Here is a 13801-nt window from a genome sequence, read left to right on the forward strand (position 1 = left end):
GTTACCCCTGTTCCAGGCGTTTGCGCTCGTTGTCGAGATGGAAAGCGCCCTGCACCACGATGCGGTCGCCCGCCTTCACGCCGCTTTGCACCACGCGCATGCCGTCGCTCTCTGCGCCCAGCCTGACCTTGGCCAGACGGTACAGGCCGCCGGCCTGCTCCACATACACCAGCTCGTCGTTGCCGTCGCGCACGATGGCGGATTCCGGGATCACCAGTTGCTCGGTGGGCGCGCTGGCGATCAGCATGCTGGCCAGCATGGCCGGCTTCAGGCGCCCTTCCCGGTTTTCCAGCTCGGTGCGGACCAGCACCGTGCGCGATTGCGGATTCACGGTGCGGCCTACGTAGATAAGCTTGCCGGTGATCTGCTTCAGGCCCGCGCCGTTGCCAAGCGACGGCACCTCGATGTCCACGCTCTGGCCCTCGGCCACCAGCGCGGCCTGTTGCTCGGGCACTTCGGCGATCACCCAGACGCGCGACAGGTCGGCCACGGTATAGAGCGCGTCCGCGGGCTGCACCACCTGGCCTTGCGCCACGTTGCGCTCCACCACGGTGCCGCTGATGCTGGAGAACACCGGCGAGTAGGAATCGATGCTGCCGCTCTTGGCCAGTTGCGCCACTGCGCCGGCCGACATGCCAAGCACGCGCAACTGGTCGCGATAGGCGCGCATCTCGGCAGACGAGATCGCCAGCTCGCTCTCGCGCCGCTGCAGCTCGCCGCGGCCGATCACATCGGCAGCGAACAGCTGGCGGGCCCGCTCGGCGTTGCGGGCCTGCAGCTCGGTCTGGGCCTCGGCCTTGAGGAAGGCCATCTGCGCCGCGCCCAGCTCGCTGCTATGCAGGCGGGCGAGCACCTGGCCTGCTTTGACCTCCTGGCCCAGGATGCCGTAAAGATCGGTCACGCGGCCGGTCACGCTGGCGCCGATGCGCGCCACCCGCTGTTCATCGAAATCGATACGCCCGGCCACCCGCAGCACTTCGCTGAAGGGGCTGGCGCTGACCGGCGCGACCTTCAGCGATTGCTGCAAGGCGCCTTCCGGCTTGACGATGCCGGGCGGCTGCCTGGGCGCTTCGGCCACGGGCGCGGGTTCGTCCGAGCAGCCGGCCAGGGAAAACACCAGGGCTGCGGTTGCCGTCAGGGAAAACAGGAAATGGGGACGCATGCTTATTTGGATTCCGTAGGTGCCGAAGGAGCCGAAGGGGCCGTGGGTGCCACGGGCTGCCCGGGCACATTCGACAGCAGCTTCTCAATCTGGATGGTGGCGGCCTGCAGTTCGTACTGGGCCGCGATCAGGTCGCTGCGCGCGCCGCGCAGCACGCGCTGGGCATCGAGGTAATCCAGGATGCCGCGCTCGCCGAAGCGGTAGGCCGACTCCGCCACCGCCAGCGCGGACTCGGCCTGGCGCACGATGCCGCCTTCCAGCGCGCTCACCTGGGACTGGGTGATCTCGTACTGCCGGTAGGCCGTCTCCAGCTCCTGCATCAGCTCGAACTCGCGGGCCTCCAGCGCGGTGCGGGCCTGGATGGCCTGCGCGGCGGCTTCGCCCACCGGGCCGGCGCGGCGGTCCCACAGCGGAATGGTCAGGACCAGGCCCACCTGCGAGACGGTGTTGTCCGGCTGGCGCTCGGCGCTGGCGCGCACCGCCAGTTCGGGCAGCCGCAGCGAACGCTGGTAATCCACCGCCAGGCTGGCGCGGTCGGCTTCCAGGCGGCGCTGGGCCAGTTCAGCGTTGACGCCGGCCAGCGTGTCGCGCAGCACCGGCAGGGCCGGCAGCGCCGTCTGCTGGTTCAGGCTGCCGGCGAGCGAATAGGCCACGGGCAAGGCACCGCCTACCTGCTGGCGCAACGCCGCCTTGACCTGGTTGACCCGCAACTGGGCGCTCTGCAGCGTCTTCTGTGCGCCGAGCAGTTCGGTCTCGGCCTTGATCAACTCGTAGCGCGGCGCTTCGCCAACCTCCACCCGCAGGCGGGCGCGGTCATGGATCTGCCGCATCATGGCCAGGTCCTCCTTGGCCGCTGCCAGTTCCGTCTCGCGCCGCAGGACGTCGAAATACGAGGTCTTGACCCGCGCCGCCAGGTCCGCGCGGAAAGCCTGGCGACCGGCTTCGGTGGCCTCCAGGCTGCGCCCGGCGATCTCCGTGCGCAATCTGCGCTGCTGCGGGTAGTCCAGCTTCTGGGTAATCGCCATGGTCGGCGCCGCGCCGCCGGCCACGCCGGCGGTGCGCGGCGACAGGCGGCCATACATCACCTCCACCTGCGGATTGGGATAGGCGCGCGCGCTGGTCACGGCGGCACTGGCGGCATCGACGCCTGCCTGGGCCGCCTCGACGCCCTTGTTGGTGGACTGCGAGAGGGACAGCAGTTGCGGCAAGGTGAACGTCTCCGCCGCCAGAGCCGGCAAGGCTCCAAGCGACAGCAACGCCACCATGGAAAACATAGTGATCTGTTTGATCTGCATGACAAAAGGGGGCAGGCGAAACGGCTGCGCGCCCGCCGCCGGCGCGCGCAGACAAGCGCACGCCAACGGTCAGCCAGCGATCGCGGACGCGATCGGGCCCAGGCGCCCAGGCAATGGGAATGCAGCCCGGGCGCGCATGGGCGCACCGGGGTTGCCAGGGCTGTCAGGCCAGGGAAATGGGGGGCTTGAAGAACGCCGCGGGCAAGGGCTCCGGGCGTGGGGGGAGCTGATGCGCGATCTCGCTGGGGGGCAGCGAGACACGTACCGTCGGCAGCGCGAAGAGCGCGCTGGATTCTTCGATCTCGTCAAGCAGGTCGAGCGGATCGAGCAGGTCCGCGGACCAGATTTCGCAATAGCCGGGAGGATCTTCCCCTGCCACCTCTTCGGCCATCGCTTCACCGGCCAGGCCATCGTCGCCCGGGGCGAACACGCGTGCCGGTTCGGCGCTGCCATCCAGTTCGTCGAGCGTGCGGGAGAACGCCGATTCCGGCGCCAGTAGTTCGGCGCGGACAGATTCGGCGCGAACAGGATCCACCACGGCGCCCGGCATACCGGCGTGCGCGTTCGCAGCGGCCCCGAAGGACAGCAGAGACAGGCACAACACGGTCAGCAAGAGCAACAGGGATCGCATGAAAAGGGGCGCGGCTAGGATGCGCCAAACGGCTCGGCTAGCGGGAAACCGTCCGCCCATCGCCGATGATGCACCACAACATTGTAACGCGAATGTAAATCATAGACCGGCAAGGGCGCGGTGCGTTCCTGCGGCGAGTAACAAAAACTGGATGCGCCAGAGCATGGCTGGCCGCGCCGGGCCCGGTACGGATGCGTTGGCTGAGCCAGCGTCGAGAGGAATGCGGATTCGGAGTTTGTCTCGCGCCGCCTCGCTGGCGACGCCGTGCCCGGCATCTTGGGCGCGGGCCTGCCCTATCCGCGGGGCAAGGTAACGATCATCAGCGATCGCACAAAAGCGAATGCATGGGCCGGCCGTAGGCCGGTCCATGCATCGAAGCGACATGCCTCTTCGCACCCGGCGTGACCGGCATGGACGACCGGTCATGCCTGGGGTGAGGCATTTGCTACAGGATCTGCTGCAGCGATTAACGCAGCAGCGACAGCACGCCCTGGTTCGACTGGTTGGCCTGGGCCAGCACAGAGGTACCAGCTTGTTGCAGGATCTGGGCGCGCGACATGTTCGACACTTCGGTCGCGTAGTCAGCGTCCTGGATCCGCGAGCGCGAAGCCGACAGGTTGGTCACAGCCGAACCCAGGTTCGAGATGGCCGAGTTGAAGCGGTTCTGAACCGCACCCAGCGAGCTGCGCAGCTTGTCGACCGTGGACAGTGCCTTGTCGATCAGGGCCAGCGGGTTGGTGCTGCCCGAGCCGGTGAACTGGGCCGTTGCGGTGGCGGTGCCGGCGGTGCTCAGCTCGATTTGGGTGGCGTCCGTGACCGACGTGGTCGTCGAGCCGCCGTTGGCCTGGGCGCCAGCCTGCGTACCGGCGGACAGCGCGTAGTTGTTGCCGCCTTGGGTGATGAAAGCGACCGCAGCGCCGCTGGTGTCGGCACCGACCTTGACCAGCTGGCCAGCCACCGTGTTGCCGGTGTTGCCGTTGGCGGCATCGCCGATCTTCACTTGCACCTTGTTCAGGGTGACGTTGCCGGTGGCGGCGTCGACCGAAGCGGCGTAGTTGTCGTTGCCGTACTTGACCACGTAGTTGCTGGTGGCGTTGCCGGCGGTATCCAGCACGTTGTTCAGCGTCAGGGAGCTGGTGCTGACGGTCGAGCCGACGACGGCGGACAGCGCGTTGGCGGCCGAGGTCAGGTTGACGGCAACCGGTGCGGCGCCGGTGGAAGCGGCCACCGTGGTGATGGCGGAGCTGGTGCTCAAGGCGTTCTTGGCGACCGTGAAGCCGGTCATGCCCAGGGTCTTCGAGCTGATTTCCTGCAGGCTGATCGAGATGGTCTGGCCGTCTTGCGCGCCAACCTGCACGTTCAGCGGGGTTGCCGCAGACGACAGCACCTTGACGCCGTTGAAGTCGGTCTGTTGCGAGGTACGGTCGATTTCAGCCAGGCGCTGGGTGATTTCGTCCTGGATCGATTTCAGGTCGCTTGACGAGTTGCTGCCCGTTGCGGCTTGCACGGCCAGGGTACGGATGGCCTGCAGGTTGTTGTTGACTTCGTTCAGCGCGCCTTCGGTGGTCTGCGCCAGCGAGATGCCGTCGTTAGCGTTGCGCTGAGCCTGGCTCAGGCCGTTGATGTTGGCGGTGAAGCGGTTGGCGATGGCCTGGCCGGCTGCGTCGTCCTTGGCGCTGTTGATACGCAGGCCCGAGGACAGGCGCTGGATCGCCGTGTTCAGCGACGATTGCGACGAGCTCAGGTTGTTCTGAGTCATCAGGGACAGCGTATTGGTATTGATGGTCATTGACATGGTGAAACTCCTATTTTCTTACTAGGTTTTTGAACACGGAAGTATCCGAAACGTTAGCGACTCGTCTTGCCGCACGAACAATGCCAACGCTTCCCAGGTTATCGGAGTGATCAAACTTAAATTTATAGCCAGATTCCAAAAAAAATCTTGAATCTGATGAACCAGGCCAATCAAATTACGAATCTCCGTGACCACCTATATCGATTGCATTATCGATTTACTTTAACGTTACGCAGTAACGGATGCCAGCCTTGACTGAGGCGTCGCCTTGCCTACAAACTAGAAGCAGTGAAGCTAGATTTCTATTGGTATTGGCGTCACTAAACATCGACTTCACCCCCCTCTACCAAGAGGGGGGCTTTTTATGCCGGAATGCTGCCGCAGCAGGCGCCCGATGGAACGGGGCCGTGTTGGAAGAGCATGGTGAAGCCGACAGGAATCCGGAGATCGCAAAGGTCTTCCGGCAGCAGCCCAAGCGCGCCATCCTCGCTCCGCCCGGCACCAAAGGCGCCACCGGGGACGATGCGCGCCAGCGCGCATCCAGCCAACTTCGCAGTGTCAGGGATTTCCGGGATACGTTGCCGGCCCGGCGCAAGCTCGCACTGCGTGCCCGCGCCCGGCATCGCTATCGCACGGCGGCAGGACACCGTCCATGCCCGCCTTGGCGCGGGAAAACCGGCGTGTTTCCGAGGGCAGCTCGCCGAATGCATCGCGATACGCCTTGGCAAACAAGCCGAGGTGAGTAAAACGCCATCGCGCCGCCACTTCGGCAATCGTCGCATTGCCGGCACGGATGAGTTCATCGCGCGCGCCTTCCAGCCGGACCTGCTTCAAGTACGCCATGGGCGTCACGCCCCTGAACGACGCAAATCCGGTTTGCAGCGTGCGCACGCTGGCATGTGCCGCGCTGGCGATCTCCTCGACGCAGATGCTCTCCTGCGCATGGTCATGGATGAATTCGATGGCCGACCTGATATGGCGGGGCAACGGTCCCGGCGCCTTGCATTGCACCCGCTCGGTGTAGTTGTGGCGGAACATCTCGAGGAATACCCCCACGGCAACGTCGCGTACGCTCCCGGCGGTGGCCATCGCCATCGACGGCAGCACGCCGGCACCGGGGAGAGAACGCATGAACCGCATCACCGAAAGCGCCATCATGGCCCCCTCGGAAGTCGGCGATGCATCCGCCCCGAACACCACCGGGTACGCCACCGGCGCACCCAGCAGAGACGAGAGCCGCCGCCTCACATCGTGCCCGCCGATCGTCAGCAATTCGTAGCTGCCTGCATGCCATTGTCCGTTGCCAATGTCTTCCGGATTCAGGATGGCACAGGAAGGGGCCCGCCAGATTCGTTCCGATCGCCCGGTCCCGGCCCGGATCTCTCCCTCGTGAAGCATGACGAAGACGTATCCGTCTATCTTGTCCTCGAAACGAAATGCGGCGCCCGTGACGGTCCGGATCTGATGCGTCGCCGCGCCGCCGACCACGATCGAATCAATGCTGACGTCGATGCGCCCGCCGGCCCCGGGTCCGATGGCAACATTGCCGCAGACCGGCCGCAGCAGTTCGGCGAGCACGGCGGGATTGGTTACCGTAGTCCTTTGAGCATGCATCGCGGAATCTCGATCATGCAGAGAAGCACCAAGCCGCGGGGCCGCATTGCTTGCACTGTGACGGCCGTCCTTGCTCGCGCGGTTCATCATCTATTTCACGAAAAAAATATCATTGCGACGCAGTTACTTTTTCGAGAGATCCTGCTTGTCATGCAATCCGGTCGATACTCCCGGCAGGGCAGCATTGATGGCTGTCAACGGCAGTTTCAACACTGGACACCATCATGTCGCTCTCAAATTCCGAAAGACAAAGGAAGTACCGTATCTCGCGAATAGGCCCGGGAGGGGAATATGAGAGACTAAGCTGTCTCCTGCCGATCCCGGCCAAGAGGGACCTGGAGAGAATCTCCGGGTACATGGGACTCTCTTTTTCGGAAACGGTCCGTTACCTGGTTTCGCAGAAAAAAGAGGAATTGCTTGAAAAAATGGATGAGATAGAGAAAGAAAAATTCTATCAATGCATCGGCCCCGGAACCGGCCAGCCATAGTACATAGCGCTCCCTTGCCAGCATGGTTTCGATGCCATCGGCAAGGTTGATGCGCACATTCATCTCGGGCGATACGAGAGCACTCTCGAAAGCCAGGGTCTGGCGAGCCGGAAAGGCAGCCGGCGCGCCGATGCAACGCCGGCACGGCCGATCCGCCAGGGCTTTCGTCCGCTTCCGGCGGCTGGTTGGCAAAGGGCCCGCCTCGGCACGGTTGGCTGCCCCGCAAAGCGAGGCGAGACATACGGCCCGAAACCCTGAAAGAAGCCCCTGCCATGGAGGCCATACGGCCGCTGGAGGCCGGTCGCTGGTGCTTTCACGATTGAACAACGTCCCTGTCGCATAAGACGGCGTAACCGGTCTCCGGCCTTGCCACCGTATTTCCTGATCCGTGACTTGCGGTCTTGCCTGCCCCTGACCCGGGTGCGGCATGGCTGCTACAAGCACGGCTGTAGCCGGGTGGATTCTGGCCCACCCGGTAACATTTTGTAATGTTTACTAATGCATTGTAATGCGAGAGTGACAAAACATCTACAAATGGGGGGATTGTATCGATTTTGTTACAAAAAGTGATGAAACATCCGCATTGAGGACGGCATGCGCCGGGCAAAGTCGGGCTAGCGGATCACCTTGGCCATCTCGGCATTGAGCCGGTTGACGATCTCCTTCGGCGTGGCGGCGGGCGCCGGTACACGCCAAACCGGAAGCGATATCGCACCCTTCCAGCCCCGCTTGCCTGCGGCGTGCGGCGGCTGATTTCGGCTGCCTTTGCGCGCTTCGGGCGAGTACGCGGCAGGGACTTGCCGACCCGGAAGGCCGCAGGCCTCTTCTTGTCGATGCCCCTTTCAGCCCGGCACCGGATGCAGTGCCGCGCTCTCGACCTCCGCCAGCCACAAGACCAGTTGCCACCAGTCCGCCGCAACGCTTGCGCCCGGCCCGCCGCCGAGCCCGGCAAGGGCGGCTTCCATGCGCTGCGCGGTCCCTTCCAGCCCGGCACGCGCCAGCGCGGCGGATAGTTCGCGAGCTCGCTCGGCCGCCGTCGGACGCTGGTTGCGCAAACCCTCGCGCAGCCATTGCGCCAGCAACGCCAGCGCGTTGCTGGCCAGCGCCGCATGGGAAGCCGGAGGCGGCGCGATGCCAGCCGGTAGTGTCGTGGCGTTGGCGGCTTGCGCCGCCAGCACCACGGCCCGAGCCTGCGTCATCACGGCCAGCGGCTCCATTTCCAGCGCGCCGCCGAGCACGCGCACGGTACCCGCCACGCGCAGCACAGGATCGCCGCCCGCCTCGGCGGACCGCAACAGCCCTGCCAGCGCATCCACCGCACCCGGCATGCCGCTGCTGTGGCGGCAACGCAAAAGGCAGCACTGGCCTTCGGCGTCCATCAGGCTGGCGTGCAGGGTCTGCGCCGCGGCGTCCCAGCCCCAGTGCGCGACGTCCGCCACCGACAGCACGTGCAGGTGCTGGATGGCCTGGCGCGGCAACAGGCAGGACGGCGCGGCTTGCGCCAGGTGGCGGCGCAACGACGCCACCGTGGCGAAGGCCAGCGGCGGCCGCAGGTCGTTCCAGGCCTGCGGCGACAGCGGCAGCACATTGGTCTGGCGCGTGCCGCTGCCGATCTCCAGCAAACCGTTGGCGCGACGCCGCGCCGCACGCGTGACCACCTGGCTGGCGGCCAGCTTGCCCAGCGGGTTGCCCACGATGCGCCGCTGCGCGAGCGGCACCGCAGGCGCGGCAGCCTCCGCCTTGGGCCAGCTGCGCTCCAGCGCGACCACGCCCATGGTGTCGGGATCCGCGAAGGCGATGGCGGCCCCGCAGGCGGCGCCGGGATGGCCGCCGTCGTCCCACATCGCCGCGCCCAGGGAAACCAGCTTCAGGTGGTCGAGCGTAACTTCGCCCTTGATGCCAAGGCCGAGGATCTGCCGCGCGGGCAACAACGGCTGGGGCTGGCGCGCGGTGCCGGTGCCGTCGGCCGCGTCGGCCGCCCATAGCGCGGCGGCCAGCCGGCCTTGCAGGCCCGCCAGCGCATCGAGCAGCCGGCGCGGATCGTAGCGGGCGCTGCGGTTGTCCTGGTCGCGCAGCTGCGCCGCCAGCGCGTCGACGTCGGCGCTGACCCAGGCCGCGCCGAGATCGGCGGCCAGGCTGCGCACCAGCCCCAGGCGCGGGGCCAGCGCCAGCGGCGCCTGGGCGGAGCCCTCGGCCCATAGTTGTCCGGCCAGCGCATCCACCGCTGCGGCCAGGGCACGCAATACCCGCGCATCGGCCAGGCGTGCGGCGGCGTCCATGCCGTCCGGCTCCGGCGGCACGATCTCCACCGTGGCATCGGTCTGGCCGGGCTGGCGCGCAGCCGCCGCGCGGAACGCCCAGACCGCCAGCGCCACGTGGGCGCAGCCGCCGCCCTCCTGGCAATCGCAGCGGGCATGGCCAAGGCTGTGGCGCGAGAAAAACCGCACCGTGCACATCGGCAGATGGGCGGTGGGCGCTGGCGCCTGCGCGCGCCAGCCGGCCAGCTTCGCCACCGGCCGTGCGCGGGCCAGCTCCACGGCCTGGCGCAGGGTGGCCGGACGCAGCGCCGCCTGCAGCGCCGCATCGTCGAAGTCCGCCGGCGACCATGGGCCGCCTGCCGGCGTCCCGGCCTCGGCAACGGTGTCGCTGCTCGGGGCCGGCTGGCGGTCCGCGTTGCCACCCGGGCTGTCGCTGGTGCTTTCGTCCAGGCCGGCGCGCGCGCCCTCGCCCGCAACGGCGGCGGTATCGTGCGCCGGCTGAGCGGCACCGGCGCCATCGCGACAAGACTGCTGGTAGGCCAGCACCAGCAGGATGCGGTGGCGGCACAGGCCCGAGGCGATACAGCTGCAGGCCGCATCGCGCAGCGAGCGGCCCGCGGCAAGGCTGGTCCGGGTGCCATCGGCATAGGTGGCGTGCAAGGTGCCGTCGGCATCCTGCGCGAGCGCGGGGGCCTTGCCTTCGGCCATCTCCTTCTGCGCGCGCTTGACGAAGCCGGCGTTGGCCAGCGCAACCAGCGCCTCGGGCGTCAATTCAAGCAGGTCGGCGCGATCCGCCTTCATGACGCGTCCCTCGATACGTTCTTCGACATGTTCTTTCCTGCGCACGCCCGCGGCATCGTCTTCATGCGGCCAGCCCCCCGGGCACCTGCCCGCCCGCCTTGCCGGCCACCTTCTCGGCCAGCCAGGCCGCCAGCTCGCCGGGCGTCATCGCCGCCACGTGAGCGCCTTCGCGCACCAGGCGCGCCGCCAGCGCGCGGTTGTACACCGGCTCGGCGCGCGCATCCAGCGCCGCCAGTCCAAGCACGGTCGCGCCCGCGCCGACCAGCGCCTTGACCCGGCGCACCAGTTCGTACTCGCTGCCGCCCTCGTAAAAGTCGCTGATCAGCACCACGATGCTGCGCGACGGGGACGATATCTGCCCCTGGGCATAGGCCACGGCACGCGCGATATCGGTGCCGCCGCCGAGCTGCACGCGCATCAGCAGCTCCACCGGGTCGGCCACGTCGGCGGTAAGATCCACCACCGCGGTATCGAACGCCACCAGCCGCGTGCGCATGCCCGGCAGGTGCCACAGGCAGGCGGCCATCACCGCGGCATGGATCACCGAATCCACCATCGAGCCGCTCTGGTCGACCAGCAGGATGATGTCCCATTTCTCGGCGTGGCTGCGCACGCGGCTGAAGAAGGCCGGCGCCTCGACGAACAGCTTGCCGCGCTGCGGATCCCAGCGGTGCAGGTTCTCGCGCAGCGTGCGGCGAAAATCGAAATTGCGGGCGATGCGCACGCGCGAGCGGCGGCGCCGGTCGCGCGTGCCGGAGAAGGCCTGGCGCACTTCGGTGGCGAGCTTCTCCATGATGCGCCGCACTACCTCCGCCACCAGCTTGCGCGCCGCGGCCAGCACCTCGGGATTCATCAGGTGCTTGGTGTGCAGCACCGCGCGCAGCAGCGCCGCGGACGGCTCGATGCGCTCCAGTACTTCGAGGTTGGTCACCACTTCGTCGATGCCGTAGCGCTCCACCGCATCCTGCTCCAGCCGCTCGATCACCTCGCGCGGGAACAGGCGGTGAATCTCGTTGATCCAGTCCGGCGTGTTCAATTGCGACGCGCCGCCGCCGCCGCGGCGCTCGCCGCGCTGTGCAAGCTCCGGGTCGCGGCCGTAGAGCCAGTCGAGCGCGGCATCGGCCGCGGCGGCATCGGCATCGAGTTCGCCCAGCGCGGGCTGGGCAGCCTCGCCCAGCAGCAGGCGCCAGCGTTGCAGGGGATCGGGCAGGTGCAGGCTCATGGCGCGGCGGATTCCGGATTGAGATCGGCAGGCGTACCGACAGGCACGCCCCAGTAACGCAGGCGTGCCGCCACGGCAGCCTCCAACAGGCGCGCGGCGGCGAGGTCCACCGCGTCGTGCGCGCCCAGCGGCGCGGTGAGCGCCCGCTCGCCGTAGGCTTCGGCGCCGCGCAATGCCAGCACCTGGCGCGCCAGCGCGCCGCGCTCGGCCGGCGGCAGCCAGGCAAAGGCCATGCGCATGGCTGGCAGCGCCTGCACGAAGGCCTCGTCGTCAAGCTGTTGCAAGAGGCCATCGAGCCCGCCGACAAATGCGCCAGCGTGGGCCAGCACATCGCGCGCCAGCGCCAGCAGGCCGGCCAGCGCATCGCCGATGCTGGCCGGCGGCAAACCCGCCAACAGGCGCAGCGCGCCGTTGCTGCTGTCGCCGGCGGCGTCCTGCAAAGCCGCCTCGCCATGCGCCGGCTCATCCAGGCTGGCCAGGGCGCCCAGCGCCGCGCCACGGCTAGCGGGCGCGGCCCGCGGATCGCGCGCCTTGCGCCGCCAGACGGCCAGGGCGCGCTGCGGATCGAGCAGGGGCGGCTGGCCCGCAGCCTGCCCGTGCCCGGGGCTCTCGTCGAACGCGCCGTTGCGCGCATCGCGCACCACGTCGCGCACCGCGCGGAAGGTCATCAGGTGCGCCTGCTGCTCGGCGGATGCCACCTGCCCCGGCAAGTCGAGCAGCCACAGCGCCCGCTCCACCGCCGCCGCCACCGCCGTGCGCAACACCGGCGCACCGGCCATGCCGAGCATCTGGCCGTGGCGAAGCAAGGCATGGAGCAGCGCCAGCGCCTCGCCCAGTTCCTCGAAGCGCGAAGCCGCGGCCACCGCCTCGCCCAGCTCTGCGAGCGAGGCGGCGCCGGCTTCCGGCAGCCCGGCGAAGGCCGCATCGTTAAGCAGCACCGCCAGCGCCGCCAGCTTGCCGGCTGCGCCGCGCAGGCCCTCTTCCAGCCGGGTGCGGGCGGCATCGTGCAGCGTGGCGCCATAGGCGCCGGCCTCGATCAGCGCGGCGCGCTGCTCCAGCGAACCGAGCAGGCGCCAGTGCTCCTCGCGCTCGCCGGATAGTGCTAGCGGCGCGCCCCGCTCGCGGCTGACGCCGGGCAGCGCCAGGATGCGCAGCCGGTGCAGCACGCGGCTGCGCTGGCGGTCGGCAGCTTGCAGCAGGTCCAGCCTGAGCTGCAGCGGACGGCCTGGCTCCAGCACGATGCCATGCGCCGCCAGCTCGGCCTCGACGGACGCCACCAGCGGCGGCTGCGGCGTGCCGGCGGCGAGCAGGCCCACCTGGTCGCCGGCCAGCACGTCCATCAGCTCGACCAGCACCGGATCGGTTCCGCGTAGCAGCGGGCCGCGATAGGTCCAGGGCAGCGGCGCGTCGAGCGCGTCCTTGATCAGGGTGGCGGCGCTGGCGTCCAGCCAGTCGCAGCGCAAGGGCTGCGCATGCCCGCGCAGCAGCGCCAGGCCGTGGGCATGGCTATGCAGCGCCTTCAGATCGGCGGTGGACGCGGGCAGTTTCTTCTCGCGCAGGCGATGCAGGGTCTGAGCCAGCGCCAGCTTGCCGGCCTCGGCGCTGCCGTGCCGCCACACCCATGACTGGTACATCGGCGAAGGCATGCCCGAGGCATAGCCAGCGAAGGCGTCGAGACGCTTGCTGGTGTAGGGCACCAGGTAGCTGCCGCAGCGCACCGGCAGCGCGTCCTCCGCTGCCGCCTCGTCCGCCGCATCCTCCGCATCCACCTCCGGCATCGGCACCGCGGGCGGTTCGCCGCCCGCCGCATCGGCGTGCCCGCGCCACAGCGCCCGCAGTGCCGGCGCGTGGTAGCCGCCGCACACCACCAGCACCGGCGCACCCCGGGCCTGGCCCATGGCCCAGGCGATCCAGCGCGCCATCATGGTCTCGCGCTCGGCGTTGGCGACCGAGCCGGGGTCGTCGCCGCGCAGCTGGCTGAAGTGCGTATCCAGCGCTTCGGCCAATGCCGGCAGCGGCATCCCGCCCTCGAACAGGTGCTCCCACAGCGCATCCCGGCCATCGATGGCGAGTGCCTCGCACAGTGCCGCCTCGTAGGCGGCGGCGCGCTCGGCATGGTGATGGTCGTCCGCGTCGGCATAGCGGTTGCTGAGATCGGACAGCGCGTCGTGCCAGGCCGGCAGGTCGATAAAGCAAGCCTGCGCACCGGCCTTCGCGGCGCCCTGCAGCGCCACCCATTCCGGCGAGTACTCGCAGAACGGCGTCCACGAGCCACGCTGCGCGCGCGGCGCGGACAAATAGCTGAAGATCGCCACCGGCAGCCGGTGCGGCAGGCGCAGCTCGTCCAGCCTCCCGTTGAAATCCGCCGGCCCTTCGATCAGCACGAAGCGGGGCCGCAGCGCCTCGATGCGCTCGGCCACCAGCCGCGCGCAGGCGGGGCTGTGGTGGCGCACGCCGATCACGTACGGCTCGGCATGCGGCGGCGCCGGCAGCATGGTGTCCGGCGCTGTCATCGGCTTGGGCATGCGTGCGGCA

9 protein-coding genes are annotated in these 13801 nt (G+C 68.4%); all 9 read right to left on the minus strand.

From position 1 onward, the window contains the following. Position 1: 1 nt before the first annotated feature. The 9 genes from AC3FOF_RS24285 to AC3FOF_RS24325 all read right to left on the minus strand — a co-directional run bounded on the left by AC3FOF_RS24285 (position 2) and on the right by AC3FOF_RS24325 (position 13791). Entirely contained in the window at positions 2-1162 is a 1161-nt protein-coding gene (locus AC3FOF_RS24285) for an efflux RND transporter periplasmic adaptor subunit (RefSeq protein ID WP_017230115.1), read from the minus strand. A 2-nt stretch (positions 1163-1164) separates the two neighbouring features. Beyond that, complete coding sequence (locus AC3FOF_RS24290; protein WP_488728043.1) at positions 1165-2427, minus strand: TolC family protein; 1263 nt, start codon at positions 2425-2427, stop codon at positions 1165-1167. A 193-nt stretch (positions 2428-2620) separates the two neighbouring features. Then, positions 2621-3088: a hypothetical protein gene (locus AC3FOF_RS24295; protein ID WP_035816590.1), complete on the minus strand. Its 468-nt coding sequence runs from the start codon at positions 3086-3088 to the stop codon at positions 2621-2623. A gap of 466 nt (positions 3089-3554) precedes the next feature. Then, complete coding sequence (locus AC3FOF_RS24300; RefSeq protein ID WP_488728014.1) at positions 3555-4883, minus strand: FliC/FljB family flagellin; 1329 nt, start codon at positions 4881-4883, stop codon at positions 3555-3557. A 558-nt stretch (positions 4884-5441) separates the two neighbouring features. After that, positions 5442-6461 carry a helix-turn-helix transcriptional regulator gene (locus AC3FOF_RS24305; RefSeq protein WP_488728015.1) on the minus strand — a complete coding sequence of 340 codons (1020 nt, stop codon included), beginning with the start codon at positions 6459-6461 and terminating at the stop codon, positions 5442-5444. 335 nt (positions 6462-6796) lie between these two features. Further along, positions 6797-7177 carry a hypothetical protein gene (locus tag AC3FOF_RS24310; RefSeq protein ID WP_488728016.1) on the minus strand — a complete coding sequence of 127 codons (381 nt, stop codon included), beginning with the start codon at positions 7175-7177 and terminating at the stop codon, positions 6797-6799. Between the two features lie 650 nt (positions 7178-7827). Next, complete coding sequence (locus tag AC3FOF_RS24315) at positions 7828-10044, minus strand: SWIM zinc finger family protein (protein WP_488728017.1); 2217 nt, start codon at positions 10042-10044, stop codon at positions 7828-7830. Between the two features lie 61 nt (positions 10045-10105). Next, on the minus strand, positions 10106-11266 hold the full coding sequence (locus AC3FOF_RS24320; RefSeq protein ID WP_488728018.1) for a VWA domain-containing protein: 1161 nt from the start codon (positions 11264-11266) through the stop codon (positions 10106-10108). Further along, on the minus strand, positions 11263-13791 hold the full coding sequence (locus AC3FOF_RS24325) for a DUF5682 family protein (protein ID WP_488728019.1): 2529 nt from the start codon (positions 13789-13791) through the stop codon (positions 11263-11265). Before AC3FOF_RS24325 ends, AC3FOF_RS24320 begins: the two co-directional genes overlap by 4 nt. Positions 13792-13801: the final 10 nt, after the last annotated feature.

This window comes from Cupriavidus sp. 96C5-1 (assembly GCF_057798855.1).